Source organism: Klebsiella sp. G-Nf4 (assembly GCF_002810615.1).
In the GTDB taxonomy this organism is placed as follows: domain Bacteria; phylum Pseudomonadota; class Gammaproteobacteria; order Enterobacterales; family Enterobacteriaceae; genus Klebsiella; species Klebsiella variicola.
Map to the genome: position 1 here is coordinate 38,108 of NZ_PION01000010.1, position 26,387 is coordinate 64,494.

Annotated in this window: 28 protein-coding genes, 7 tRNA genes and 1 pseudogene; 16 read left to right on the plus strand and 20 right to left on the minus strand. The window is 56.5% G+C overall.

Translation table 11 applies throughout. From position 1 onward, the window contains the following. The first annotated feature begins 225 nt into the window (after nt 1-225). Together CWM57_RS19580 and CWM57_RS19585 are read left to right on the plus strand one after the other, a co-directional pair. Nucleotides 226-438 (plus strand): biofilm development regulator YmgB/AriR family protein, encoded by a 213-nt coding sequence (locus CWM57_RS19580; RefSeq protein ID WP_061155289.1) that lies wholly within the window; start codon nt 226-228, stop codon nt 436-438. Between the two features lie 82 nt (nt 439-520). Beyond that, nucleotides 521-1,075, plus strand: a complete 555-nt coding sequence (locus CWM57_RS19585; RefSeq protein ID WP_074386501.1) for a helix-turn-helix transcriptional regulator — start codon at nt 521-523, stop codon at nt 1,073-1,075. 37 nt (nt 1,076-1,112) lie between these two features. On the opposite strand, the gene CWM57_RS19590 is transcribed toward CWM57_RS19585, so the two are convergent. Next, the gene (locus tag CWM57_RS19590; RefSeq protein ID WP_061155291.1) at nt 1,113-1,847 is read right to left on the minus strand and encodes a MerR family transcriptional regulator; all 735 of its coding nucleotides are present in this window, start codon (nt 1,845-1,847) and stop codon (nt 1,113-1,115) included. A gap of 154 nt (nt 1,848-2,001) precedes the next feature. Beyond that, nucleotides 2,002-3,213: a diguanylate phosphodiesterase gene (locus tag CWM57_RS19595; protein WP_100631695.1), complete on the minus strand. Its 1,212-nt coding sequence runs from the start codon at nt 3,211-3,213 to the stop codon at nt 2,002-2,004. 328 nt (nt 3,214-3,541) lie between these two features. Between CWM57_RS19595 and ycgZ the strand changes: the two genes are divergently transcribed. The 3 genes from ycgZ (at nt 3,542) to CWM57_RS19610 (ending at nt 4,536) form a co-directional block, all read left to right on the plus strand. Continuing rightward, nucleotides 3,542-3,787, plus strand: coding sequence for a regulatory protein YcgZ (gene ycgZ / locus CWM57_RS19600; RefSeq protein ID WP_012542413.1), 246 nt, complete (start codon nt 3,542-3,544; stop codon nt 3,785-3,787). 125 nt (nt 3,788-3,912) lie between these two features. Continuing rightward, nucleotides 3,913-4,218 (plus strand): hypothetical protein, encoded by a 306-nt coding sequence (locus tag CWM57_RS28040; RefSeq protein WP_008805712.1) that lies wholly within the window; start codon nt 3,913-3,915, stop codon nt 4,216-4,218. A 51-nt stretch (nt 4,219-4,269) separates the two neighbouring features. Further along, a complete protein-coding gene (locus CWM57_RS19610) occupies nt 4,270-4,536 on the plus strand; it encodes a biofilm development regulator YmgB/AriR family protein (RefSeq protein ID WP_004886050.1) in 267 nt (88 codons plus the stop codon). 111 nt (nt 4,537-4,647) lie between these two features. Here CWM57_RS19610 and pgl read toward each other — a convergent pair whose 3' ends face one another. Beyond that, the gene (gene pgl, locus CWM57_RS19615) at nt 4,648-5,643 is read right to left on the minus strand and encodes a 6-phosphogluconolactonase (RefSeq protein ID WP_074386502.1); all 996 of its coding nucleotides are present in this window, start codon (nt 5,641-5,643) and stop codon (nt 4,648-4,650) included. A gap of 228 nt (nt 5,644-5,871) precedes the next feature. On the opposite strand from pgl, the gene CWM57_RS19620 reads away from it, so the two are divergent. After that, complete coding sequence (locus CWM57_RS19620; RefSeq protein WP_074386503.1) at nt 5,872-6,690, plus strand: pyridoxal phosphatase; 819 nt, start codon at nt 5,872-5,874, stop codon at nt 6,688-6,690. Here CWM57_RS19620 and modC read toward each other — a convergent pair whose 3' ends face one another. The 4 genes from modC to CWM57_RS19640 all read right to left on the minus strand — a co-directional run bounded on the left by modC (nt 6,691) and on the right by CWM57_RS19640 (nt 9,506). After that, on the minus strand, nt 6,691-7,749 hold the full coding sequence (gene modC, locus CWM57_RS19625) for a molybdenum ABC transporter ATP-binding protein ModC (RefSeq protein ID WP_061156397.1): 1,059 nt from the start codon (nt 7,747-7,749) through the stop codon (nt 6,691-6,693). Nucleotides 7,750-7,751: 2 nt separating this feature from the next. After that, nucleotides 7,752-8,441: a molybdate ABC transporter permease subunit gene (modB, locus tag CWM57_RS19630; protein ID WP_002895159.1), complete on the minus strand. Its 690-nt coding sequence runs from the start codon at nt 8,439-8,441 to the stop codon at nt 7,752-7,754. Further along, a complete protein-coding gene (gene modA / locus CWM57_RS19635; RefSeq protein ID WP_012542417.1) occupies nt 8,441-9,214 on the minus strand; it encodes a molybdate ABC transporter substrate-binding protein in 774 nt (257 codons plus the stop codon). Before modA ends, modB begins: the two co-directional genes overlap by 1 nt. 142 nt (nt 9,215-9,356) lie before the next feature. Continuing rightward, nucleotides 9,357-9,506, minus strand: coding sequence for an AcrZ family multidrug efflux pump-associated protein (locus CWM57_RS19640; protein WP_002895156.1), 150 nt, complete (start codon nt 9,504-9,506; stop codon nt 9,357-9,359). 153 nt (nt 9,507-9,659) lie between these two features. Between CWM57_RS19640 and modE the strand changes: the two genes are divergently transcribed. The 7 genes from modE to gpmA all read left to right on the plus strand — a co-directional run bounded on the left by modE (nt 9,660) and on the right by gpmA (nt 17,501). Further along, nucleotides 9,660-10,448: a molybdenum-dependent transcriptional regulator gene (gene modE / locus CWM57_RS19645; protein ID WP_100631696.1), complete on the plus strand. Its 789-nt coding sequence runs from the start codon at nt 9,660-9,662 to the stop codon at nt 10,446-10,448. A gap of 67 nt (nt 10,449-10,515) precedes the next feature. Then, nucleotides 10,516-11,988 (plus strand): molybdate ABC transporter ATP-binding protein ModF, encoded by a 1,473-nt coding sequence (modF, locus tag CWM57_RS28045; RefSeq protein WP_086512415.1) that lies wholly within the window; start codon nt 10,516-10,518, stop codon nt 11,986-11,988. A gap of 209 nt (nt 11,989-12,197) precedes the next feature. After that, complete coding sequence (gene galE / locus CWM57_RS19655) at nt 12,198-13,214, plus strand: UDP-glucose 4-epimerase GalE (RefSeq protein WP_022065235.1); 1,017 nt, start codon at nt 12,198-12,200, stop codon at nt 13,212-13,214. Between the two features lie 9 nt (nt 13,215-13,223). Beyond that, nucleotides 13,224-14,270, plus strand: coding sequence for a galactose-1-phosphate uridylyltransferase (gene galT / locus CWM57_RS19660; protein ID WP_074386506.1), 1,047 nt, complete (start codon nt 13,224-13,226; stop codon nt 14,268-14,270). A gap of 2 nt (nt 14,271-14,272) precedes the next feature. Beyond that, nucleotides 14,273-15,421: a galactokinase gene (galK, locus tag CWM57_RS19665; protein ID WP_074386507.1), complete on the plus strand. Its 1,149-nt coding sequence runs from the start codon at nt 14,273-14,275 to the stop codon at nt 15,419-15,421. Then, the gene (galM, locus tag CWM57_RS19670) at nt 15,415-16,458 is read left to right on the plus strand and encodes a galactose-1-epimerase (RefSeq protein ID WP_074386508.1); all 1,044 of its coding nucleotides are present in this window, start codon (nt 15,415-15,417) and stop codon (nt 16,456-16,458) included. The genes galK and galM overlap by 7 nt, the downstream gene beginning before the upstream one ends. 290 nt (nt 16,459-16,748) lie before the next feature. After that, nucleotides 16,749-17,501 carry a 2,3-diphosphoglycerate-dependent phosphoglycerate mutase gene (gpmA, locus tag CWM57_RS19675; RefSeq protein ID WP_002895089.1) on the plus strand — a complete coding sequence of 251 codons (753 nt, stop codon included), beginning with the start codon at nt 16,749-16,751 and terminating at the stop codon, nt 17,499-17,501. A 73-nt stretch (nt 17,502-17,574) separates the two neighbouring features. On the opposite strand, the gene aroG is transcribed toward gpmA, so the two are convergent. Then, complete coding sequence (gene aroG, locus CWM57_RS19680; RefSeq protein WP_061155302.1) at nt 17,575-18,627, minus strand: 3-deoxy-7-phosphoheptulonate synthase AroG; 1,053 nt, start codon at nt 18,625-18,627, stop codon at nt 17,575-17,577. Between the two features lie 315 nt (nt 18,628-18,942). Between aroG and CWM57_RS19685 the strand changes: the two genes are divergently transcribed. Together CWM57_RS19685 and zitB are read left to right on the plus strand one after the other, a co-directional pair. Continuing rightward, the gene (locus CWM57_RS19685; RefSeq protein ID WP_012542423.1) at nt 18,943-19,320 is read left to right on the plus strand and encodes a YbgS-like family protein; all 378 of its coding nucleotides are present in this window, start codon (nt 18,943-18,945) and stop codon (nt 19,318-19,320) included. 117 nt (nt 19,321-19,437) lie between these two features. Further along, a complete protein-coding gene (gene zitB / locus CWM57_RS19690) occupies nt 19,438-20,382 on the plus strand; it encodes a CDF family zinc transporter ZitB (protein ID WP_061155303.1) in 945 nt (314 codons plus the stop codon). Here the strand turns inward: zitB and pnuC are convergent. Beyond that, a complete protein-coding gene (gene pnuC, locus CWM57_RS19695) occupies nt 20,379-21,098 on the minus strand; it encodes a nicotinamide riboside transporter PnuC (protein WP_008805696.1) in 720 nt (239 codons plus the stop codon). The two genes, zitB and pnuC, sit on opposite strands and share 4 nt — an antisense overlap. A gap of 35 nt (nt 21,099-21,133) precedes the next feature. Then, nucleotides 21,134-22,177, minus strand: a complete 1,044-nt coding sequence (nadA, locus tag CWM57_RS19700) for a quinolinate synthase NadA (protein WP_012968682.1) — start codon at nt 22,175-22,177, stop codon at nt 21,134-21,136. A gap of 69 nt (nt 22,178-22,246) precedes the next feature. Here nadA and CWM57_RS28250 point away from each other — a divergent pair. Then, a pseudogene (locus CWM57_RS28250) lies at nt 22,247-22,422 on the plus strand (hypothetical protein). A gap of 39 nt (nt 22,423-22,461) precedes the next feature. Here CWM57_RS28250 and CWM57_RS19705 read toward each other — a convergent pair. The 10 genes from CWM57_RS19705 to tolB form a co-directional block, all read right to left on the minus strand. Beyond that, nucleotides 22,462-22,537 (minus strand) — tRNA-Lys (locus CWM57_RS19705). Nucleotides 22,538-22,670: 133 nt separating this feature from the next. Next, nucleotides 22,671-22,746 (minus strand) — tRNA-Lys (locus tag CWM57_RS19710). Nucleotides 22,747-22,892: 146 nt separating this feature from the next. Beyond that, nucleotides 22,893-22,968 (minus strand) — tRNA-Lys (locus CWM57_RS19715). Nucleotides 22,969-22,971: 3 nt separating this feature from the next. Further along, nucleotides 22,972-23,047: transfer RNA gene (locus CWM57_RS19720), tRNA-Val, on the minus strand. Nucleotides 23,048-23,126: 79 nt separating this feature from the next. After that, nucleotides 23,127-23,202 (minus strand) — tRNA-Lys (locus CWM57_RS19725). Nucleotides 23,203-23,204: 2 nt separating this feature from the next. Further along, nucleotides 23,205-23,280, minus strand: a tRNA-Val gene (locus CWM57_RS19730). A gap of 125 nt (nt 23,281-23,405) precedes the next feature. Next, nucleotides 23,406-23,481 (minus strand) — tRNA-Lys (locus CWM57_RS19735). Between the two features lie 161 nt (nt 23,482-23,642). Continuing rightward, nucleotides 23,643-24,443 (minus strand): cell division protein CpoB, encoded by an 801-nt coding sequence (gene cpoB, locus CWM57_RS19740; protein ID WP_061155305.1) that lies wholly within the window; start codon nt 24,441-24,443, stop codon nt 23,643-23,645. Nucleotides 24,444-24,452: 9 nt separating this feature from the next. Then, nucleotides 24,453-24,977 (minus strand): peptidoglycan-associated lipoprotein Pal, encoded by a 525-nt coding sequence (gene pal / locus CWM57_RS19745; protein ID WP_002895068.1) that lies wholly within the window; start codon nt 24,975-24,977, stop codon nt 24,453-24,455. Nucleotides 24,978-25,011: 34 nt separating this feature from the next. Further along, nucleotides 25,012-26,304, minus strand: a complete 1,293-nt coding sequence (gene tolB / locus CWM57_RS19750; RefSeq protein WP_023288877.1) for a Tol-Pal system beta propeller repeat protein TolB — start codon at nt 26,302-26,304, stop codon at nt 25,012-25,014. Nucleotides 26,305-26,387 lie beyond the last annotated feature (83 nt).

Below are 26,387 nucleotides of genomic sequence, written 5' to 3' on the forward strand. Positions count from 1 at the left end.
CGTTGTACATATTGTTATGAAAAAAGTTGTACATCCTGAAATCACCGACTATAGTTTTTGAGTGTTAACTGCTTGTTGCGCAACACCGCGGGGACGCTAAACGGTTGCGTGGCGAGTCTGGTGGTGGTTCCTGGTTTTGCATTTCCTGTTAGTGACTTTGCGCGTACCACCGGTACGCTGCGACTTTTATGGTCAGTTTGCTTTATACGTGGGAGAGTTCGAGCTATGCATATTAAAAATACCATTCCAGCAGAGTTTGTCTTTAATTCAGCCCTGATGAAGAATATTGAAAACACGCTCATGAAGCAGCACAGCACGATCAATAATGAGCGGATGATTACGGAAATCCAGCACCGCCTGCAAACGGAAAGTAATGAAATACTTTCCGACCTCTATCTGCAGGCGTTGGATATGCTGTACAGCAAACATCATCATTAAGTGATCCCACCGCGCCGACAGCAGGGACAGCCCTGCTGTGCCGGCACGCCTGGGTTTTCATCTGCTAACTGGGGCTCAAAAAATGTCACACCATAATACTTGCTATCATTCTGAGCATTACGATCTGTGGTTTGATAATCGTTTTCTTCTCTACGGGATGTCGCTGATCCTGAATACTTTACCGGCATCTTATTTTCGTAAAAAACATGTTTTCTTTACCAGCGATAATTATTTCGCGGTGCTTGAGCATAACTATAATCGTCGGGATACGTTATTTATTCTGTTAACTGAGGGCAACGATCTTAATTTCCTCAGTGAACTGCCTATGTTGCGGTTACCGGCAAATTCGACGCCTGAAGAATTAAAAATATTCCTGCATCAGCCTACCCGCTATTACAAAACCCACCCGGCGCCGGGCGCCTCGGTGCAGTTTACCGAGCGAGAAAAGAAAGTTATTCAGCTTATCAGCAATGGCGAAGCGGTTGCCAGCATTGGTCGTTCGCTGAATCTGCACATCAAAACCATTTATCAGATCCGGCTGAATCTGATTAAAAAGCTCGGCTGTAGCGGTAGGACCGATTTTTTTAATATCAGTCGTAGCGAAACCTTTAAATCCTGGAGTCAGATTCACCTCTAGCCAGGCGCACAGCCCCGGCCTGTCCCCGCAGACGGGGCTATTGCGTACTGTGAAAATGAATGCTGAAGCCCTGCTCCTGCCAGTGGCTGAGCAGCTCTTGCTGCAGAGGGGTGACGGCGCGTCCGGTCCAGACGAAGGTATGCTGCCCGGGGAACAGCTCGGGCCGTGGCGACTCCAGCGGCTCCGCGAGAACGTTGACATGCCAACCGCGCTGGGAAAGACGCCATGCCTCCAGCCACAGGCGAGTCCGGTCTTCATTACTCCAGCCCACCAGCAGCGTCTCTTTGCCATTTTTTTTACGCGCTTCGGCGAGAAACAGCGCCACGCAGTCGATTAACAAGCCGTCCAGCATGCTGCTAATCACCAGCGAGGTATTCTGATCGAGTTTCAGCCGCTGTCGTACCGGCACTAACAGGCTATCGATGAGGGTGTCGACGGGGTGCTGATGGCTCAACGCCATTAATTTGGCGCGGATTCTGGCGGGCTGCATATAACGCAGAATGGACATCATCTCTTCCTGAAGATGCGCGGATTCGTCGCGCGCCGCCGGCAGGTTGTCCTCCAGCAGCGCTTTGACTTTCCCGACGGATACACCGCGCTCTATCCAGCGCTTGATCTCTTCTATGCGCAGGATATCTTCTTCATCAAACTGTCGATGCCCGCCTTCGCTGCGCTGCGGTTTCAGTAGACCGTAACGCCGCTGCCATGCGCGCAATGTAACCGGATTGATTCCGCAACGTTCGGCGACTTCACCGATACTGTAAAACGCCATAGCAGCCTCACATCAACCTGATACTTTAATACCTAAACTAACGAATTCAGGCATCCTGTACAACTCTATTTTCTTGTACAGATAAAGATATCAGGTTGTGGCTCACAGCGCGCGGGGAAAAAGATGAAAAAAAGTTAGCTGATTTCGCGGTGAATCATTTTTTCTCCGGCCAGGCGATAGCGGGCAGGCCCCCCAGGCGGGCACCCGCGAATAAATTTCCCTGAAACTGTGAGATACCGGCTGATTCCAGCCACATCCACTCTTCAGCACGCTCGATACCGACAGCAGATACCGCAATTTCCAGCGAAAAACAGCATTTGATAATAGCCTGTACAATTGACTGTCGCGGGCCGTCCTGATGAATATTGCGGATCAGTTCATGGTCGATTTTAATCCGGTCAGGTTGGTATTGCGCCAGCAGCGATAGCCCGGCAAAGCCTGCGCCGAAGTGATCGATGGCGAGATTAATCCCCGCGCCCTTCAGCTTACGCACCGCATCGGTAAAATCGTCCATCCGTGAGATCACTTCCCGTTCGGTAAACTCCACAATAATCTGTTCCGGAATAAGATCATTGCGCTTAATTTCATCGAGCAGAAAAGCCACCGCGTCAGGCGCTTTCACCAGCGTCATCGGCAGCAAATTAATGCTTAACGCCTTATTACGTAAACCTAATTTCCCCGCCAGAGACAGCGCGACGCGTTTACTGTGCAGGTCGGCAAGATAAATATCGTCCCCTGCCAGCCCGGCAAAATAGTCGCCAGGAGATTGACCATCCGGTGTGCGCAGCAGTGCTTCCCACGAGATAATTTCACAGGCGAAAGGATCGACGATCGGCTGAAAGGCAAAAGACCAGCTTTCCGTATTATCGATAATAGGAGTGTCAGGGAAAAAGGTCTCGTTATCAGCAATAAATACCCAACTGTCCGCGGAAGGGATCTCAAAATAGTTCGCTTTTTCCGTGGATTCGACAAAAGTACGGAAAAATTGCAGCGCCCGGTCATCATAGGTGAGCTGATATTTTGTCGTGCCCCGGTCCATCACTGTCTGTAGTACTTCCTCGCGATCATGTTCCCGTAAATCAAACAGTTCCATACCGACCTTACCAAATCGACGGGACGGTGCATAATCGCAAAACAACTCCACCAGATTATAATGACGGGGATCGAGGAAAATTTTTTGATAAATATCCCGTACCTTTTCTTCTGGTCCTTCAATAAGTTGAAAAAAATGCGTCCCGTTAAACAGTAATATACCGGTGACATCCGCCTGCCCATTTCTCTCGTTTGCCCTGGCAACCATGGCCTCGATCGATTTGAATGAGACATTGTCGCAAATATGGCTGCGATAAATGATGGTGGTAAGCATAGTGATTCCAGATGGGAGGGATAAGCATTCACAGTAGCAGTTATCAGGCTAATCGTCTTGCAAAACTACGGTTTATCTTAACAAAAAATATACACTCAAACGCATTACGCCCCACCCCGGCGTCCCCCACCCTCTCACCTTGTACAATGTACAACATAAAACCCCACCCAAACAGGTTAAAAAACAATCACGCAATAAAATTAATTTATTAAAAATCAATAAAATAGAGACAATCGCAGCAATATTGCGCAACTTTCTGTGTACAACTTAATAATTATTGTATAAGTTTATTTGCAGTTAACAGATGAATGAAATGAAAGGAGCACATATGCAGCAGAATGGTTACATTCCAGATACAGCGAACGCAATTGCCCAGTATTTCAACAAAGCATCGTTACCTTCCCAGCAGGAAACGCTGGGTCAGATCGTGATGGATATTCTCAACGAAGGGCGCCATCTCAACCGCAAGGCACTGTGCACCAAACTGTTGAGCCGCCTTGACAGCGCCCGTGCGCCTGAGGAAGAGAGCCACTATCAAACCTTAATTGGTTTGTTGTTTGCCGGTCAGGAATAACGTCATCGATCGTCGCCTGTTGCAACCGCAGTAGCAGATGAGGGGCGATCGCTTCCATAAACCTGCTGCTGACCTGAATGCCCGTTATCAGATTCAGGAAGAGTGTGGCATGCAGAGAGACGGTTATGAATAGCAGTGATACTGAGGAAATAACCGATGAGATCATCGGCGAGGCGGTGCTCGCGCTTCTGAAAACGAATCGCCCGATTACCACCCCGACCCTGCTGGTTCGGCTTCGGTTGATGCAGGCCACAGAGTCAGATCGCCAGCGAAGGAAAATCATCGCTGCCGTTATTGAAGAAATTTGCGCGAAGCTCGCCCTCCAGCGGAAGCACGCGCCTTTGCAGGTTAAGAAAATCAATGGCCGTTGGGAAAGCAGAGGAACGCTGGCGCAGAGCAGCATGGCGCCGGAAGCTAAAAAAATCCACTGATTGTCCCAACCATGGTGAATAAAACAGAGTGAGAATGTGATGAGACAGACTATGCATCAGCAACCCGATATTTACGCAGGACTGCAGGACACCGCGCTCTCAGATTATTTCCGTAACGCCGGTGATAAACTGGTTGATGAGTCCGCCGTCATGTCGCTCGCCATCAACAGTATTCTTCAGTCCGAGGGGCACCTGAACAATAAAGCCATTATATTATGGCTGATTCAGGCGCTGGAAAGCACCGATGACGTGGTCACTGCCGACGTGATCCGTAAAACGCTGGAAATTGTCGTCGGCTACACCATGGACGATATTTAACCGCTCTGCGTTTCAGGCCTGCCAGTGCTGGCGGCCCCTTCCCTAAAGAGCCTGTCCGCTCTGATCAAAAAACCTCGCTGACGCGAGGTTTTTCTTTTACCGCCTGACGCTTCAGTGGGCGTTGACCACCACCCACATCGGGCCCTGACCGACCGCATAGCGGCCTTTCTCCTGCAGCAGCCCCTGCTCACCTTCAATTTCATACACTGCGATATGGTGCGACTTCTGCCCTGCGGCAATCAGATACTTACCGCTGTGATCGAGGTTAAAGCCGCGTGGCTGAGTTTCCGTCGGCTGATAGCCTTCCACTGCCAGCACGCTGCCATCTTCCGAGACGCTGAACACCGTAATGATGCTGGCGGTACGATCGCAGGCGTACAGATGACGACCGTCAGGGGTGATGTGAATATCCGCCGCCCAGCGCACGCCGGTGAAATCCTGCGGCATCATATCCAGGGTTTGTACACATTCGATGTTGCCATTCGGGTCTTTCAGCTCCCAGACGTCAACGGAGCTGTTCAGTTCATTGACGCAATAACCATACTGCTGGTTCGGATGGAACACCATGTGGCGCGGACCGGCGCCCTCGACGGTGGTCACTTCCGCCGGCTCCTGGGCGGAGAGGAAACCATCCTCGCTGAGGGTAAACAGGCAAATACGATCCTGCTTCAGCGCCGGCACCCACAGGGTGCGGTTGTCCGGGGAGATATTGGCCGAGTGGCAACCTTCCAGCCCTTCCACCACGGTGACGGTTTCGCCCGGCAGGCCGTCCTGCAGCGGGGTCACGCTAACGCAGCCCTGATTGTAGGAGGCGCTGAAGACAAAGCGGCCATGATGATCGGTAGAAATGTGGGTCGGGCTGCCCGGCAGCGCCGCTTCCCCGGCGAAGGTCAACGCTCCGTTATCCGGCGTGATGCGATACGCTAACACGCGAAACTCCGGACGAACGCCAACGTACAGATACTCCTTGTTGGGACTGACCACCATCGGCTGTACCTGCCCCGGGGCATCAACCACCTGCACCAGCGTCAGTTTGCCGTCCGCTTCAAGACTCCAGACGTGGATTTGTTGGCTTTCCGGGCTGGCGGTATAAACGGTTTGTTTCATGACTACTCCTTCCCTCACTGCACGTGGAATTTTCATTTTCAGGATAACAGCACCCTGAAAATTATAAGACATCCGCCCATGATACTCGCAAAGTCCGCTGAATTTCCGACGGACGGCGGCACAAAGGGCATACAGGCATTCACGGCAGATGTGGAAAAATTGGTCCTGACGCCACGGCGGTGTACCATCATGGCCAGGTCACTTTTCAACATCAACCGGAAATAACACATGACAACACGCGTGATTGCCCTGGATTTAGACGGCACCCTGCTCACCAGCAAAAAAACCATCCTGCCCGCTTCGCTGGAGGCGCTGGCCCGCGCCAGAGAGGCGGGCTACCAGGTTATCGTCGTTACCGGACGTCATCACGTCGCTATTCATCCTTTTTATCAGGCACTGGCTCTCGATACACCTGCAATTTGTTGTAATGGCACTTATTTGTATGATTATCACGCAAAAGAGGTTTTGGCAGCCGATCCTATGCCGGTAGAGCAAGCGGTCAGTCTGACGGCCATGCTCGCCGAACAGCAGATCCATGGCCTGGCGTATGTGGATGATGCGATGCTTTATGAACAGCCCACCGGGCATGTGATCCGCACCCGCAACTGGGCGCAGGCGCTACCGGAGGATCAGCGCCCGGTCTTCCGCCAGGTCGACTCGCTGGCGCAGGCGGTCCGCGAGGTCAACGCGGTATGGAAATTCGCCCTCACCGATGAAGACATTCCCCGTCTGCAGCGCTTTGCCCGCCAGGTTGGCGAGACGCTGGGCCTGGAGTGCGAATGGTCGTGGCACGATCAGGTGGATATTGCGCGCGCCGGCAACAGCAAAGGCAAACGCCTGGCGCAGTGGGTAGCCGACCAGGGGCTGTCGATGCAGGATGTGGTGGCCTTCGGCGATAATTACAACGACCTTAGCATGCTGGAAGCGGCGGGCACCGGGGTGGCGATGGGCAATGCGGTGGACGAGGTGAAAGCCCGTGCCAGGGTGGTCATCGGTGACAATGAGTCCAGCAGCATCGCCGAGTTTATCTACCGCCAGCTGCTGTAATCAGGCGGCGATCGACACGCTTTTGATTTGAGCAAACACCTGCTGACCTGGTGCTATCGCCAGGTCATCCCGCGCCCAGGGGCTGATTCGAGCCCACAGAGGATGGCCGCTCACCCTAAGCTGGACCTCAATCTGCCCGTTGACTTCGAGACACTGAACCACCTCGGCGCGTAAGATATTGCGGATGCTGGTCCCGGACGGCTGCGCCAGCACCAGCGAAACGTCCGACGCCTGAATGCGGATCCGCGCGGTGTCTCCTGCGGGACGTTCGAGCCGGTTGACCCACAGCAGCTGGTCGCCCAGCGTCAGGGCCGTCATCGCGTACTGCGGATGCTGCGCGGCGACCGTGGCGCTGAGGATCGTACTCTGCTGTTCCGCCGGCAGCCAGGGGTGCATCACGCTGCTGCTCCAGACCTCCTCCAGTGGACCAAAAGCCTTCACCTTACCGGCCTCCAGTACCAGCACGCGATCGGCCAGATGCTGGATCTCATCCAGCGAGTGGCTGACGTAAAGCATCGGAATATGGATCTCCTGCGCCAGCCGCTGCAGGTAGGGCAACAGTTCGCGTTTGCGCGGAATATCCAGCGAGGCCAGCGGCTCATCCAGCAGCAGTAGCTCCGGTGCGGTCAGCAGGGCGCGGCCGATAGCCACTCGCTGCTTTTCGCCGCCGGATAACCGGCCCGGCAGGCGATCCAGCAAGGGCGCGATCCCCAGCAATTCCACCAGCTTATCGAACTGGCTGACCATGGATTTCGCCATCCCGTAGCGCAGGTTACCGCGCACTTTATAGTGGGGAAACAGGCGCGCGTCCTGAAACACATAGCCGATACGGCGCTGCTCCGGCGCCAGGCAGATACGCTGCGCGGTGTCGTTCAGCACCCTGCCGTTGAGCACGATCCGCCCCGTCTGCGGACGGGTCAGGCCGCTGATGGCATTAATCAACGAGGTTTTGCCAGCGCCGGAGACGCCAAAGATGGCGGTGATCCCGCTGGCGGGCAGGGTTTCACGGATCTGCAGGCAGTGACTGCCGAGGGTCTGGGTAAAGTCCAGCTCCAGCATCATTATCCTCCCATGCGCTGGCGGCTCACACGGGCCAGCCATTCCGAAATCAGCAGCGAAACCAGCGCCAGTCCGATGGCGATGAGGCAGAGGCGGGCCGCCGCCCCCTCCCCGCCCGGGGTCTGGATCAAGGTGTACATCGCCGAAGGCAGGGTGCGCGTTTCGCCGGGAATATTGGAGACGAACGTGATGGTCGCGCCAAACTCCCCTAACGAGCGGGCGAAGGCCAGCACCGTGCCGACGATAATCCCCGGCAGGGTCAGCGGCAGCGTAATGGTCAAAAACACCCGCCAGCGGCTGGCCCCGAGGGTTCTCGCCGCTTGCTCCAGTTTGACGTCCACCCCTTCCAGCGCCAGGCGAATGGCGCGCACCATCAGCGGAAAAGACATCACCGCCGCCGCCAGCACCGCTCCGCGCCAGCTGAAGGCAAAGCTGATACCGAACCAGTCATACAGCCAGCTGCCAATAAACCCGCGCCGCCCCATGGCCACCAGCAGCAGATACCCCACCACCACCGGCGGCAGCACCAGCGGCAGATGGAGAATACTGTCGAGCAGCGCCTTACCGGGAAAGGTGCGCCGAACCAGCAGCCAGGAAAAAAAGATCCCAAAAGGCAGGCTCAAGGCCACCGCCAGGGAGGAGACTTTCAGGCTCAGCAGCACCGCCTGCCATTCGGGTTCGCTCAGAAACATCAGCGGGTGGTAAATCCGTAACGTTTAAAAATCGCGGACGCTTCCGGCCCTTTCAGGTAGTCATAGAAAGCGCTTACGGCCGCATTGCGGTGACCATCGACAATCGCCAGCGGGTACTCGACTTTCTGATGCGAGGCTTCCGGGAAGGTGCCGACCACTTTCACTCCCTTGCTGGCCACGGCATCGGAGCCATAGACAATCCCCAGCGGCGCTTCGTTGCGCTCCACCAGGGCCAGCGCGCCGCGAACGTCTTCAGCCGGGGCCAGTTTCGGCGACAGGGTCTCCCAGGCGCCGAGTTTCTGCAGCGCCTCTTTGGCGTAGATGCCTGCCGGAACGTGCTGCGGATCGCCCACCGCCAGACGGCCTCCTTTCAGCAGGCTGGTCCAGTCGGTTTTCTCATCAATGGTTATCGCCCCCTGCGCGCTGGCTTTCGGCGCGACCACCACCAGGCTGTTGCCAAGCAGGGTGGCGCGGGTTGCCGGGTCGATGGCCTTTTTGTCTGCCGCGTAATCCATCCATTTCTGATCGGCGGAGATAAACAGATCGGCTGGTGCGCCCGCTTCAATTTGCCGCGCCAGCGTCGACGACGAGGCAAACGACGACACGACATCGACGTTTTTCTCTTTCTTATACGCCTGGGCAATATCCTGCATCGCGTTGGTTAACGATGCGGCGGCGAAAACGGTCACTTTCCCCTCTGCCGCCAGCGCCTGACCCGCGACGCACAGCGTGAGTGATACCCCGATAACTCCGCGTAACCAAGAACCTGCCATCTGAATCTCCTGTCAATGCGTTATGTATTCGACAATATAACGATATGCAGAGCATTTTTATAGTGACACAGGACAATAAAACGAAGGGAAATGATACAGGAGGGAAATAGCACAGCGCCCGGTTAAACCGGGCGCCGGGAAATCAATGATTTTGCTGGCTGCGATCTTTGTGGCCTACGCCGGAGAAGAGGTTGAACACTTCGCCAAGACCGTAAATCAATCCCAGGATGACCGCCATCACCACCGGTACCATGATGACCGCAAAAACCAGACTTTTCAAAAGCTCTAACATGGTTCACTCCAGATAGTATGATTTGCTGATTGTAACGGTTTCAGCCGAAAAAACACGCCCCATTTGTGCGGTGGCTAATGACAAAACCGCGCACAGAGGTTTTGCAAGCGGGTGACTATCGGTCACAATACCCTTTTTTGTCAGGAAACGATTATGCAGGCCGAAATTCTTCTCACCCTTAAGCTACAGCAGCGCCTGTTTGCCGATCCCCGGCGGATCGCCCTGCTCAAACAAATTGACCAGACCGGTTCGATAAGCCAGGGGGCGAAGCACGCGGGTATCAGCTACAAAAGCGCGTGGGATGCCATTAACGAGATGAACCAGCTCAGCGAACAACCGCTGGTGGATCGTGCCACCGGCGGTAAAGGCGGCGGCGGCGCGGTGCTGACCCGCTATGGGCAGCGGCTGATCCAGCTGTACGATCTGCTGGCGCAGATCCAGCAGAAAGCGTTTGATGTACTCAGCGATGACGATGCCCTGCCGCTGGATAGCCTGCTGGCGGCTATCTCACGCTTTTCCCTGCAGACCAGCGCCCGCAACCAGTGGTTCGGCACCATTACCGGTCGCGATCGCCAGCAGGTGCAGCAGCACGTCGAGGTACTGCTGGCCGACGGGCAGACACGCCTGACCGTCGCCATCACCGCACAAAGCGCTGAGAAGCTGGGGCTCGATGAGGGCCAGGAGGTGCTGGTCCTGCTGAAGGCCCCCTGGGTCGGCATCACCCTCGACCCCGACGTGGCCCGCCAGGCCGATAACCAGCTGTCGGGACGTATCAGCCATATCGAATGCGGTTCCGGGCAGTGCGAAGTACTGATGACGCTGACCGACGGTCAGACCCTGTGCGCCACTCTGCCACAGGCGCAGACGTCTGGCCTGGCGGCAGGGACGGAGGCGATCGCTTACTTCAATGCCGATCGCATCATTCTCGCGACGTTATGCTGACCCCATTGACATTACGCGCCCGAAGTCGTATCCCTGATGCACATCGCTGCAAAAAATGGGATACATCATGTCATCATTGCAAATTTCGCAAGGCACGTTTCGCCTGAGCGATACAAAAACCTTAAAAATAGACCAGCTGAACCTGAGAGCGGGTCAAAGCTGGGCGTTCGTCGGTAGCAACGGCAGCGGCAAATCCGCCCTCGCGCGGGCCCTGGCTGGCGACCTGACCCTGCTCAGCGGCCAGCACGAAAGCCACTTCTCCCGCGTAACCCGCCTCTCCTTCGAGCAGTTACAGAAGCTGGTCAGCGACGAGTGGCAGCGCAATAACACCGACCTGCTGAGCCCCGGCGAAGAAGACACCGGCCGCACCACCGCGGAGATTATCCAGGATGAGGTGAAAGATCCTGCCCGCTGCGCGCGCCTGGCCGAACAGTTTGGCATCAACGCCCTGCTGGACCGCCGGTTTAAGTACCTGTCGACCGGGGAAACGCGTAAGACCCTGCTGTGTCAGGCCCTGATGACCGATCCGCAACTGCTGATCCTCGACGAACCTTTCGACGGCCTTGACGTCAACTCCCGCCAGCAGCTGGCTGCCCTGCTGGCCGACCTGCACCGCGCCGGCATCACCCTGGTGCTGGTCCTCAACCGCTTCGATGAGATCCCGGAGTTTGTGCAATTCGCCGGCGTGCTGGCTGACTGCACCCTCAGCGAGACCGGCGAGAAGTCTTCCCTGCTGCAGCAGGCGCTGGTCGCCCAGCTGGCGCACAGTGAAAAACTGGACGGCATCACCCTGCCGGAGCCGGATGTCCCACCAGCCCGTCATGCGCTGGCAGACTCGGCGCCGCGTATCGTGCTCAATGACGGGGTGGTCTCCTACAACGATCGCCCGGTCATCAATCACCTCTCATGGACCGTGAACCCGGGTGAACACTGGCAGATCGTCGGCCCCAACGGCGCCGGTAAATCCACGCTGCTGAGCCTTATCACCGGCGATCATCCGCAGGGTTACAGCAACGATCTGACGCTCTTTGGCCGCCGTCGCGGCAGCGGTGAGACCATCTGGGATATTAAAAAGCATATCGGCTACGTCAGCAGCAGCCTGCATCTGGACTACCGGGTCAGCACCAACGTCCGCAACGTCATCCTGTCGGGCTATTTTGACTCTATCGGCATTTATCAGGCGGTCTCGGACAAGCAGCACAAGCTGGTGCAACAGTGGCTGGATATTCTCGGCATTGATAAACGCACCGCCGACGCGCCGTTTCATAGCCTGTCGTGGGGCCAGCAGCGGCTGGCGCTTATCGTTCGCGCGCTGGTGAAGCATCCGACCCTGCTGATCCTCGATGAACCACTGCAGGGGCTGGATCCCCTGAATCGCCAGCTGGTGCGCCGCTTTGTCGACGTGTTGATTGGCGAAGGGGCCACACAGCTGCTGTTTGTCTCGCACCATGCGGAAGATGCTCCGGACTGTATTACCCATCGCCTGGCGTTCGTTCCCAGTGGAGACGGTTACACTTATCAGCTCGGTCCTGTGGCCTGATGCCCCCTGCCGGGGGTCGAAAGATCCCTGGTATTTTTCAGAAAAATAGCGGCAAAACCACCTAAACATCTGTATTAAAAATAAAAAAAATTAATTTATGTCGTTTCACCATCAAGTGTAAACGATTCCACTAACTTGCCCTGTGTCACACTTTTCACTTCTTTGATATGCTATCTTCCTCATACACGATAAGCCGAATGGAGCGAATCATGAAAGTTCTGGTTACAGGTGGTAGCGGTTACATTGGAAGTCATACCTGCGTTCAACTGCTGCTGCAGGGGCATGAGGTGGTGATCCTCGACAATCTCTGCAACAGCAAGCGCAGCGTACTGCCGGTGATTGAGCGTCTCGGCGGCAAAGAAGCCACCTTTATTGAAGGCGATATTCGTAACGAAGCGCTGATGACGGAGATCCTCCACGATCACGCCATTGAGGCGGTGATCCACTTCGCCGGGCTGAAAGCCGTCGGGGAGTCCGTCGCCAAGCCGCTGGAATATTACGACAATAACGTCACCGGCACACTGAAATTAGTTTCTGCCATGCGCGCCGCGGGCGTGAAGAACTTCATCTTTAGCTCCTCCGCCACTGTCTACGGCGATCAGCCGAAAATCCCGTATGTCGAAAGCTTCCCGACCGGCACCCCGCAAAGCCCTTATGGCAAAAGCAAACTGATGGTGGAGCAGATCCTGACCGACCTGCAGAAAGCCCAGCCGGAGTGGAGCATTGCCCTGCTGCGCTACTTCAACCCGGTCGGCGCCCACCCGTCGGGCGACATGGGGGAAGACCCGCAGGGGATCCCTAACAACCTGATGCCCTACATCGCCCAGGTCGCCGTCGGCCGTCGCGACTCGCTGGCCGTGTTTGGTAACGACTACCCGACCGAAGATGGCACCGGCGTACGCGATTATATCCACGTGATGGACCTCGCCGATGGCCACGTCGCGGCCATGGAAAAACTGGCTGACAAAGCCGGGGTGCATATCTACAACCTTGGCGCCGGCGTCGGCAGCAGCGTGCTCGACGTGGTCAATGCTTTCAGCAAGGCCTGCGGCAAACCCATTAACTACCATTTCGCGCCGCGCCGCGATGGCGACCTCCCGGCCTACTGGGCGGATGCTGCCAAGGCCGACCGCGAGCTGAACTGGCGCGTGACGCGCAACCTGGACGAAATGGCGCAGGACACCTGGCACTGGCAGTCCCGTCATCCGCAGGGTTATCCAGACTAAGGAACCTTCATGAGCGTATTTAACCCCGTTGACCATCCACATCGTCGTTATAACCCGTTAACCGGGCAGTGGATTCTGGTTTCTCCGCATCGCGCCAAGCGCCCCTGGCAGGGGGCGCAGGAAACGCCGGCAAAACAGACCTTGCCAGCCCACGATCCGGACTGTTTCCTGTGCCCGGGTAATACCCGGGTCACCGGCGACACCAACCCGAATTACACCGGTACCTATGTGTTTACCAACGACTTTGCGGCCCTGATGACCGACACCCCGGACGCACCGGAGAGTGACGATCCGCTGATGCGCTGTCAGAGCGCGCGCGGCACCAGTCGGGTGATCTGCTTCTCGCCAGACCACAGCAAAACGCTGCCGGAACTGAGCCCTGAAGCGCTGGAAGGCGTGGTTAAAACGTGGCAGGAACAGACCGCGGACCTCGGGAAACGCTACCCGTGGGTCCAGGTCTTTGAAAACAAAGGGGCAGCGATGGGCTGCTCCAACCCTCACCCGCATGGTCAGGTGTGGGCCAACAGCTTCCTGCCGAATGAAGCGGAACGGGAAGACCGTCTGCAGAAAGAGTATTACGCCGGACAGGGTCAGCCGATGCTGCTGGACTATGTTCAGCGCGAACTGGCCGACGGCAGCCGCACGGTGGTGGACACCGAGCACTGGCTGGCGGTCGTGCCCTACTGGGCCGCCTGGCCGTTCGAAACGCTGCTGTTGCCGAAAGCGCACGTGCAGCGTATTACCGATCTCACCGACGCCCAGCGCAGCGATCTGGCGCTGGCGTTGAAAAAGCTGACCAGCCGTTACGACAACCTGTTCCAGTGCTCATTCCCCTACTCCATGGGCTGGCACGGCGCGCCGTTTAACGATGAAGACCATAACCACTGGCAGCTTCACGCCCACTTTTATCCGCCGCTGCTGCGCTCCGCGACGGTCCGCAAGTTTATGGTTGGCTATGAAATGCTGGCCGAAACGCAGCGCGATCTGACCGCCGAGCAAGCTGCCGAACGACTGCGCGCCGTCAGCGACGTCCATTTTCGTGAATCCGGAGTGTAATGATGAGTCTGAAAGAGAAAACCCAAACCCTGTTTGCTGACGCCTTCGGCTACCCGGCCAGCCATGTCATTCAGGCGCCAGGTCGCGTCAACCTGATCGGCGAGCATACCGATTACAACGACGGTTTTGTGCTGCCCTGCGCCATCGACTACCAGACGGTGATCAGCTGCGCACCGCGCGATGATCGTACCGTGCGGGTGATTGCCGCCGATTACGACAATCAGACCGATGAATTCTCTCTCGACGCGCCGATTATCAGCCACGATACCCAGCAGTGGTCGAACTATGTCCGCGGCGTGGTGAAGCATCTGCAGCAGCGGAACAGCCACTTTGGCGGCGCGGATCTGGTGATCAGCGGCAATGTGCCTCAGGGTGCGGGGTTAAGCTCCTCAGCCTCGCTGGAAGTCGCCGTCGGCACCGTGTTCCAGCAGCTCTATCATCTGCCGCTAGACGGCGCGCAAATCGCGCTGAACGGCCAGGAGGCGGAAAACCAGTTCGTCGGCTGCAACTGCGGGATCATGGATCAGCTGATTTCGGCGCTGGGCAAAAAAGACCATGCGCTGCTGATCGACTGCCGTTCGCTGGGTACGAAAGCCGTCTCGATGCCGAAAGGCGTGGCGGTGGTGATCATCAACAGCAACTTTAAGCGCACCCTCGTCGGCAGCGAGTACAACACCCGTCGCGAACAGTGCGAGACCGGGGCGCGCTTCTTCCAGCAGCCCGCCCTGCGTGATGTTACCCTCGAGCAATTTAACGCCGTCGCCCATGAGCTGGATCCGGTCGTCGCGAAGCGCGTACGCCACGTGCTGACGGAGAATGCCCGCACCGTGGAAGCTGCCAGCGCCCTTGAAAAAGGCGACCTGAAGCGGATGGGGGAGCTGATGGCCGAATCCCACGCCTCGATGCGCGATGATTTCGAGATCACCGTCCCGCAGATCGACACTCTGGTGGAGATCGTTAAGGCCGCGATCGGCAATAAAGGCGGCGTGCGCATGACCGGCGGCGGCTTTGGCGGCTGCGTGGTAGCGTTGGTCCCGGAAGATCTGGTCGATACCGTTCAGCAGGCCGTTGCTAAAACGTATGAAGCGAAAACCGGTATTAAAGAGACATTCTATGTCTGCAAACCGTCACAGGGGGCAGGCCAATGGTAACGCAAACCACCGCGCTGGCGCCGGACGGCCAGCCCTGGCAGCAAGTGACCCTGCGCAATAAGTCGGGGATGACCGTTACCGTGGCGGACTGGGGCGCGACGCTGCTCAGCGCCGAGGTGCCGCTGGCTGATGGCAGCCTGCGCCATCCGCTGCTGGGCTGTGCGAAGCTGGAGGACTATGCCCGTCAGGCCGCGTTTCTTGGCGCCTCGGTAGGCCGCTACGCCAACCGTATCGGCAATAGCCGCTTCCCGCTTGACGGCCAGCTCGTCAACGTCACGCCGTCAAACGACGCGGGCCACCAGCTCCATGGCGGCCCGGAAGGGTTTGATAAGCGCCGCTGGCGCATTGTCCGCGCCGACGAGCAGGAAGTGCTGTTCGCCCTGACCTCGCCCGATGGCGATCAAGGCTTCCCCGGCACTCTGCAGGCCACCGCGCACTATCGTCTGACCGACGATAACCGCATCGCGATTACCTATCGCGCCACCGTGGACCAACCCTGCCCGGTGAACATGACCAATCACGTCTATTTCAACCTCGACGGTGACCAGCGCGACGTGCGCCAGCACCAGCTGCAGATCCTCGCCCAGAGGTATCTGCCGGTGGAAAGCGACGGTATCCCGGGCGGTGAACTCAACGATGTTGCTAACACCAGCTTTGATTTCCGCCAGCCGAAAACCATCGCCGCCGACTTCCTCGCCGACGCCGATCAGCAAAAGGTGAAGGGATACGATCATGCCTTCCTGCTGGATGCCAAAGGCGACGCCAGCCAGCCTGCGGCGCAGGTCTGGTCGCAGGACGGCAAGCTGCAGATGACGGTCTATACCTCCGCTCCGGCGCTGCAGTTTTACTCCGGCAACTATCTCGGCGGCACCCCGTCGCAGACGACGGAGCCCTACGCCGACTGGCAGGGGCTGGCGCTGGAGAGCGAATTCCTGCCGGATTCGCCGAATCATCCGGAATGGCCGCAGCCGGACTGTGTGTTACGTCCAGGCCAGGAGTACGTCAGCCTGACGGAATATCAGTTTATCGCCCGATAACCGCTTGCGCCCCCCGCCGGGGGCGCTGCTTTTCGTCCCCGCCCTCCTCTCTGCCGCCTCTTTTTTCAGCAACCTGCTCTATTTTCCGTCACCAAAGGACAAAAAAATAACCTGTGTTTTACAAGCACCTTACACTGAGCCACTATTTTCGCTATGGTTAGGGATAAGCATTGCCGTGAGCCAAATCACGGCAATATAATGAGAATAGTTATCAATCAATAACACATACACCAACATATTCAGCGCACCGTTCGCGGCGCGAGGGATGGCGTGTAGAGAGGAGTAAGAGAATGGCTGTAACTAAGCTGGTACTGGTTCGTCATGGCGAAAGCCAGTGGAACAACGAAAACCGCTTCACCGGTTGGTACGACGTTGATCTGTCCGAGAAAGGCGTTAGCGAAGCGAAAGCAGCAGGTAAACTGCTGAAGGCTGAAGGCTTCAGCTTTGATTTTGCTTATACCTCCGTGCTGAAACGTGCCATCCACACCCTGTGGAACGTGCTGGACGAACTGGATCAGGCCTGGCTGCCGGTTGAGAAATCCTGGAAGCTGAACGAGCGTCATTACGGCGCGCTGCAGGGCCTGAACAAAGCGGAAACCGCTGAGAAATACGGTGACGAGCAGGTTAAACAGTGGCGTCGCGGCTTCGCTGTCACACCGCCGGAGCTGACCAAAGACGACGAGCGCTACCCGGGCCACGATCCGCGCTATGCAAAACTGACCGACGCAGAACTGCCGACCACTGAAAGCCTGGCGCTGACCATCGACCGCGTCGTGCCTTACTGGAACGAAACCATTCTGCCGCGCCTGAAAAGCGGTGAGCGCGTGATCATCGCCGCTCACGGTAACTCCCTGCGCGCGCTGGTGAAATACCTCGACAACATGGGCGAAGACGAGATCCTCGAACTGAACATCCCGACCGGCGTACCGCTGGTGTATGAGTTCGATGAAAACTTCAAGCCGATCAAACATTACTATCTGGGCAATGCGGAAGAGATCGCGGCGAAAGCGGCTGCCGTCGCCAACCAGGGTAAAGCGAAGTAATTCCTCCCGGTGAGAACAAAAAAGCGTGGAAATCTCCACGCTTTTTTTATTGCCTGCGCCAGCGCAGATTCGCTTAGCCGCGGCGGGTTTTCACCGCTTCCGCCAGCTGACGCAGGATCGTTTCGGTATCCTCCCAGCCGATGCAGGCGTCGGTGACGCTCTTGCCGTAGGTCAGCGGTTCACCGCTCTCGAGGCTCTGGTTGCCTTCCACCAGATGGCTTTCAATCATCACGCCCATGATCGCCCGCTCACCGCCGGCAACCTGCTGGCATACGTCGGCGCCCACTTCCATCTGCTTTTTGAACTGCTTGCTGGAGTTGGCATGGCTGAAGTCGATCATCACCTGGGCCGGCAGGCCCGCTTTCGCCAGGCCGATCTTCACATCCGCCACGTGCTTCGCGCTGTAGTTCGGCTCTTTGCCGCCGCGCAGAATAATATGGCAGTCGCCGTTACCGCTGGTATTGACGATAGCGGAGTGGCCCCACTTGGTGACCGACAGGAAACAATGCGGTGCGCCAGCGGCGTTAATCGCGTCGATAGCCACCTTGATGGTGCCATCGGTACCATTCTTAAAGCCTACCGGGCAGGAGAGTCCGGAGGCGAGCTCACGGTGAACCTGGGATTCGGTGGTACGCGCCCCAATGGCGCCCCAGCTCATCAGATCGGCGACATACTGCGGGGTGATCATGTCGAGGAATTCCCCCGCCGCCGGCAGGCCGCTGTCGTTAATGTCCAGCAGCAGTTTGCGCGCGATGCGCAACCCGTCGTTGATGCGGAAGCTGTTATCCATATGGGGATCGTTGATAAGCCCTTTCCAGCCGACGGTGGTGCGCGGCTTTTCAAAATAGACCCGCATGACGATCTCGAGCTCGCCCTTCAGCGCCTCACGCAGGGGCAGCAGACGGGAAGCGTACTCTTTCGCCGCTGCCGGATCGTGAATCGAACAGGGCCCAATCACCACCAGCAGACGGTCATCGTCGCCCTTGAGGATCTGATGGATCGCTTTGCGAGCATGTGCAACGGTATTTGCAGCATTTTCGGTAGCAGGGAATTTTTCCAGGAGCGCAACGGGAGGTAATAATTCGTTGATCTCTTTAATACGTAAATCGTCGTTCTGATAATTCATCTTCTTTCCAGCGTTGCCATACTTATTCAATGAAATGCAATCCCTCCAATCTATCTCTTCGCCGAAAAAGTGTAAACGTGATTTTACAGTAGTGATGGAATAATCCTGGAAATAGGCAAAAATACGCCATAAAGTAGCGAAACCAGGCTCATGTACTACAATAATTAACTGTTAAAGCTAATTAAGCCTTACGTTTCAGGATTATATAGTGACACTGCGATCGTCTGCGGAGTCTTTAACCATAGCGAGTCAGATCCCTGGCACACTCACCGCGGGAAGCGCATTTCCCCCTTCCCGGCTTAACAGGAGTATCCGATGAATATGAAAAAACTGACGACCCTTTTGCTCACCGCCACCTTAGGTCTTGCCAGCGGCGCGGCCCTGGCGGCAGACACTGGCGCACAGTCCAACAATGGCCAGGCTAACTCTTCCGCGGATGCCGGTCAGGTGGCGCCAGATGCCCGTGAGAACGTGGCGCCAAACAATGTGGACAATAACCAGATCAATTCCGGCTCTGGCGGCACCATGCTCCATCCTGACGGCTCGACGATGAGCCAGGACAATATGTCGAGCGATGAAGTGCATAAAAACTCGATGTGTAAAGATGGCCGCTGTCCAGACACCGGTAAGAAACTGGACAATGGCGGCAGCATGAACCACGACAACAGCAAAACCGACGGCACCACCCAGTAAGTATGCGGTGGGCACAAACAGAGAAAAGGCGAGCACAGCTCGCCTTTTCTCTGTTTGTTATCGACCTCTGTTTATGATGTCATAGAATAATAATGATAACTATCAAGGGACGACACGATGGCCCACCCGCATTCGCACTCTCCTGCTCAGGCTCCGGACAGCAGTAACGCTCGCCGGCTGCTGTGGGCATTTATCGTCACCGCCGGTTTTATGTTGATTGAAGCCGTCGGCGGCGCGATCTCCGGTTCGCTGGCCCTGCTGGCGGATGCCGGCCATATGCTCACCGATTCCGCCGCCCTGCTGTTTGCGCTGCTGGCGGTTCGCTTCGCCAGCCGCCCACCGAATACCCGCCATACCTTTGGCTGGTTGCGTTTGACCACCCTGGCGGCGTTTCTCAATGCCATTGCCCTGGTGGTGATTACCATTTTGATTGTCTGGGAGGCCATTCAGCGCTTCCAGCATCCGCAGCCGGTGGCTGGCGTGACGATGATGGTGATTGCGGTCGCCGGCCTGCTGGCTAACGTACTGGCCTTCTGGATCCTGCATCGGGGGAGTGAAGAGCAGAATCTCAACGTGCGCGCTGCGGCGCTACACGTGCTTGGCGACCTGCTGGGCTCGGTCGGCGCGATCGTGGCAGCCGTGGTGATCCTCACCACCGGCTGGACGCCTGTCGACCCGATTCTTTCCGTGCTGGTTTCCTGCCTGGTATTACGTAGCGCCTGGCGGCTGCTAAAGGAGAGTCTGAATGAACTGCTGGAAGGCGCGCCGCGTTCGCTGGACGTCGCGGCCCTGCAGCGGGATATTCGCCGCTCTATCCCGGAGGTACGCGATGTTCACCACGTCCACGTCTGGCTGGTGGGGGAAAAACCGGTGATGACGCTGCATGTTCAGGTGGTCCCGCCGCACGATCATGATGCGTTACTCAACCGCATCCTGCATTTCCTGGAACATAAATATGAAATTGAGCATGCCACGGTGCAGATGGAGTACCAGCCCTGCAGCGGCCCGGAGTGCCATCTCAACACGATGCACGCCGGGCACGATCATCACCACCACCATTAGCCAGAAAACGCGTGAGAACCTCGCTCACGCGCGCTGTTTATCCACATCCGGCTGCCGTTCAGCGCAATGAACGTCAGCAAGAGATATTCCAGGGACATGGCATAGACGCCCTGGCGGGCAAAAATCACCACGCTTATCACGTTGACGATTACCCACAGCAGCCAGTTCTCAACATACTTGCGGGTCATTAAGATCATCGCCACCACCGACAGCACTGTCATGCAAGAGTCCCAGAACGGGAAGGCATCCGGCTGCAGCACCGGCATGGAGACCTGCAGACCCAGCGCTTGCATCAGGCTGACCGCGATCCGCGTCAGGAAAGCAAAGAACGGGTTGATAAACAGGGTCAGCAAGCCGATCGCCACTACGCAGGCCGCCAGCCAACCCAGGGCTTTGCTACGGGGTAACCAGCGGATCTGCAGTTCAGCCTCATGGTTGCTGCTTTGCCGCGACCAGGCATACCAGCCGTAAACGTTAGCGGCAAAGAAGAACAGCTGCAGCAGCAGGCTGGCGTACAGCTGGATCTGAAAGAAGATGATGGCGAACAGCGTGACGTTGACCAGCCCGAAAGCATAGTTACTGATCTTCTCCAGGCTCGCCAGCCAGATGCACAGCAGCCCGGCGATGGTCCCCACGGCCTCTATCCAGGAGAGATCGTACCCCCCGGCGCCGATGGGTATATGTACTAAGATATTCTGCGTGCTAAAAAAATCCATTTCATCCCCTCAGCGTCTTGCGACGCGACAATACGTTATCCCCGTAGTGTAGCCGCAAAATCCAGCATCCGGTTAAGCGGAATCAATGCCCCGGTGCGCAGCGCTTCGTCGACGTGGATTTCGTGTTCAGCACCGCCCTGTTCGAGTCCCTCGGCAATGGCTTTCAGGCCGTTCATCGCCATCCACGGGCAGTGCGCGCAGCTGCGGCAGGTCGCCCCTTCGCCGGCGGTGGGCGCTTCCAGCAGCGTTTTCTCCGGTACCGCCTGCTGCATTTTATAGAAGATACCGCGATCGGTCGCCACGATCAGCTGACGCTGGGGCAAGCTTTTCGCCGCCGCAATCAGCTGGCTGGTGGAGCCCACGGCATCCGCCATCTCGACAATCGCCTGCGGCGACTCAGGATGGACCAGTACAGCAGCTTCAGGATAGAGGGCCTTCATACGCGTCAGTGCCTGGGTTTTAAACTCATCGTGCACGATGCATGCCCCCTGCCAGCACAGCACGTCTGCGCCGGTCTGACGCTGGACATAGCGGCCAAGGTGGCGGTCCGGCGCCCAGAGGATCTTTTGACCCAGGCTGTCCAGATGATCAATGAGTTCCACGGCGATACTGGAGGTAACCACCCAGTCAGCGCGGGCCTTCACCGCGGCGGACGTATTGGCATAAACCACCACGGTGCGATCGGGATGGGCATCGCAGAAGGCGTTGAATTCCTCAATCGGGCAGCCCAGATCCAGCGAACACTCCGCGTTCAGGGTCGGCATCAGAATGGTCTTTTCCGGGCTGAGGATTTTGGCGGTTTCCCCCATAAAACGCACCCCGGCGACCAGCAGCGTGGAGGCCGAATGACGGGCGCCAAAACGCGCCATCTCCAGCGAGTCGGCGATACAGCCGCCGGTTTCTTCCGCCAGTTGTTGAATTTCAGGATCGGTGTAGTAATGCGCCACCATCACGGCGTCGCGCTCGCGCAACAGGCGCTTGATTTTTTCGCGATAAAACTGCTTTTCGTCGACGGTCAGCGGCTGTGGTTTCGCTGGGAAAGGATAAATCGCCGTTTCAGGATCAAACATTACGCTCATCATGCAATCTCGTTTTACTGGCTTAACTCTAAGACCGTCAGTATGGCCTGTCTGTGCCTTAATACGGTCATGGTGTTTTATATGCTAAACAAGATAGCGGATTACGCGCAAAAAGTCGTGATGAATTTTGTACATCCGTCCGTATTCCGGGGACGATGGTGCGCATCTGCCCGAGCGACCGGTTCGCACCCGGTGTAGCGCAGCGTGACCGTGGAGTCATGCTGAAGTCGAATTTTGACGTATAGCGGATAGCAAAAAGGCGCCTTTAGGGCGCCTTTTTACATTGGTGGGTCGTGCAGGATTCGAACCTGCGACCAATTGATTAAAAGTCAACTGCTCTACCAACTGAGCTAACGACCCCTTGCGGGATTTTGCTACTGTAATCATTCAGGATGGTGGGTCGTGCAGGATGACTCGGCTTCGCCTCGCCCTACGGGCCGTTGCTGTCGCAACGTTATCCTTCACGTTCAACATCTAAGTTAAATGCTGAAACTGGTGGGTCGTGCAGGATTCGAACCTGCGACCAATTGATTAAAAGTCAACTGCTCTACCAACTGAGCTAACGACCCGCTCTGGTATTACCTGAATAATTTCACTCGACACCAATATTGAAATTGGTGGGTCGTGCAGGATGACTCGGCTTCACCTCGCCCTACGGGCCGTTGCTGACGCAACGTTATCCTTCACGTTCAACATCTGAGTTAAATGCTGAAATTGGTGGGTCGTGCAGGATTCGAACCTGCGACCAATTGATTAAAAGTCAACTGCTCTACCAACTGAGCTAACGACCCGAGTGGTGGGTGATGACGGGATCGAACCGCCGACCCCCTCCTTGTAAGGGAGGTGCTCTCCCAGCTGAGCTAATCACCCGAAACTGCGCTGGATACTACCGATACTGCGTCCACCGACCCCATCATTCACGTTTAACACCGATGTTCGATGTTAAAGATGGTGGGTCGTGCAGGATTCGAACCTGCGACCAATTGATTAAAAGTCAACTGCTCTACCAACTGAGCTAACGACCCGGTGGTGGGTGATGACGGGATCGAACCGCCGACCCCCTCCTTGTAAGGGAGGTGCTCTCCCAGCTGAGCTAATCACCCGATACTACGCTGGATACTGCTAAATGGTGGGTCGTGCAGGATGACTCGGCTTCGCCTCGCCCTATGGGCCGTTGCTGTCGCAACGTTATCCTTCACGTTTTACTATCGCGTTCCACCAGAACGATTGGTGGGTCGTGCAGGATTCGAACCTGCGACCAATTGATTAAAAGTCAACTGCTCTACCAACTGAGCTAACGACCCACTCTGGCATCGCTTTGGGCTTGTTTGATATCCCTTGGCAACGGCGGCATATATTACTGATTTCAGAATTCAGCGCAACTAAAATTTCGATAAAGATCACTTAACTGCTGGTGATTCAGGCGACAAGACCAGAAATAACGCGATTTCTGGTCATGCCGTAATCAACCAAGAGCATTGAGACGTTTTTGCGCTTGTTTTGCACCGTCGGTGCCGGGGAATTTACTGATCACTTGCTGGTAAACCGCTTTCGCTTTTGCGGTATCACCTTTGTCCTGCATGATCACGCCGACCTTAAACATGGCGTCGGGCGCTTTAGGCGATTTCGGGTAGTTCTTCACCACCGAGGCGAAGTAAAACGCCGCATCGTCTTTTTTCCCCTTGTTGTAGTTCAACTGTCCGAGCCAGTAGTTGGCGTTCGGCTGATAAGTTGAATCCGGGTACTTTTTAACGAAGTTCTGAAACGCCACCATGGCGTCATCCTGGCGTGAAGCATCCTTCACCAGGGCAACCGCCGCATTGTAATCGGTGTTCGCATCGCCCGTCATCGCCGGGGCGCCTGACGAGGCCGCTGGCGCTGCGCTGGTGGCAGCCGCGCTCTGATCGCCAGAAGACGACGGAGCCTGCGCACCTGATGCTGCCGCTGCGCCGCCACCGCTGCTCAGACTGTCTATCTGCAGCAGAATCTGCTTCTGGCGCTCAACGATCTGATTCAGCTGATACTGGTTCTCCTGGATCTGGCCACGGAGAGAATCAATGTCAGTCTGGTTATCAGAGAGTTGTTGCTGGAGTTGGGTTAAAAGCTGGCTGTGAGCATTGGAAATACGCTCGAGTTGAGTGACGCGGTCTTCGACCGAGCCTGAGCCGACACTACTGATTGGCGCCTGAGCAAAAGCGGCCCAGGGGGCCGCTATGCCAACCAGTAACGACAGACTCAATAAATGATGTCTGAAGTTACTGCTCATGCAATTCTCTTAGTAAACCAGTACGGCGCGACGGTTTTTGGCATATGCCGCTTCGTCATGACCCAGTACTGCTGGTTTTTCTTTACCGTAAGAAACGATGGAGATCTGATCGGCAGAAACACCTTTGCCCTGCAGATACATCTTAACGGCGTTAGCACGACGCTCACCCAGAGCGATGTTGTATTCCGGTGTACCGCGCTCATCCGCGTGACCTTCTACAGTCACTTTGTAGGACGGGTTGCTACGCAGGAAGTTAGCGTGCGCGTCCAGCATGGCAGCGAAGTCAGAACGGATATCGTACTTGTCCAGATCGAAGTAAACGATGTTGTTCTGCTGCAGCTGCTGCATCTGCAGACGAGCTTGCTCTTCAGAAGACATGTTGCCGCCGTTACCGTTAGCGTCCATACCAGTGCCGGCACCCAACATGCCTTCACCGCTCTGGTCGTTGCTGGCGTTCTTGTTAGAAGAACATGCCGCGATTGCCATAACCGGCAGAGCGATCATCAGCCCTTTCAGCACTTTGTTCAGTTGCATTTCTTTGATTCCTTTAATAATCAATTATTTATTATTACAGATACGGCGACCAGGCAGGTGATTTTACCTGTCCATCAGTTGCCGGAAGACGCGCTTTGAAACGCCCATCTGTAGAAACCAGATTCAGCACGGATCCCATCCCCTGAGAAGAGCTGTAGATTACCATAGTGCCGTTAGGTGCCAGACTTGGCGTTTCGTCTAAAAACGTTGATGACAGAACCTGTACACCACCCGCTTCCAGATCTTGTTTGGCAATGTGCTGCTGACCGCCGGCCGAGCTGACCATTACCATCGTTTTACCATCTGCGCTCACGTCGGCGTCCTGGTTCTGTGAACCTTCCCAGGTGATACGCTGCGGCGTGCCGCCATTGATGTTGACTTTATACACCTGCGGACGACCGGCCTGGTCAGAGGTGAAGGCCAGGTTCTGGCTGTCCGGGAACCAGCTAGGTTCGGTGTTGTTGCTGCGACCGTTAGTCACCTGACGAATCTGACCCGAGCCCAGATCCATCACGTACAGGTTCAGGCTACCGGTTTTCGACAGTGCGAAGGCCAGTTTAGAACCATCCGGTGAGAACGCCGGCGCGCCGTTATGCTGCGGGAAGGAGGCGATCTGACGCACAGCGCCGTTCGCCAAGGTCTGCACCACCAGCGCAGAACGTCCGCTTTCAAAAGTCACGTAAGCCAGTTTAGAACCGTCCGGAGACCAGGCCGGGGACATCAGCGGCTGGGAGGAACGGTGAACCACGAACTGGTTGTAGCCATCATAATCGGAGACGCGCAGCTCGTACGGGAACTGACCACCGTTGGTCTGCACCACGTAGGCAATACGAGTACGGAATGCGCCTTTAATACCGGTCAGCTTTTCAAATACCGCGTCACTGGCAGTATGCGCCGCATAGCGCAGATACTGTTTAGTGACTTTGAAAGAGCCTTGTGCCAGCGTTGTGCCCGGCGCGCCGCCGGTATCCACCAGCTGATACGCCACCTGATAAGAACCATCCGGGTTTGAGGTGACCTGACCGACGACCACGGCGTCAATACCCAGCGCAGACCAGGCAGCAGGCTGCACTTCCTGGGCACTGGTCGGCTGCTGCGGCAGACGCGAGCGATCCAGCGGGTTGAATTTACCGCTGTTGCGCAGGTCAGCTGCCACGATACCGCCGACATCTTCAGGCGCAGCCCCCTGGCCAGCCCACTGGAACGGTACCACGCCGATAGGGCGTGCCGAGTCCACCCCCTGGGTGATCTCGATACGTACTTCTGCGTGCAGCACCGCTGCCCACAGCATTAAAAAACCAAATGCTACTCGTAATGCCTGCTTCATCATATCTCCCTTATCCGGGCGGAAAGCCCACGATAATTTAGCAGAATGTTAACAAACTCAAATACACAAAACTACCAAAACCC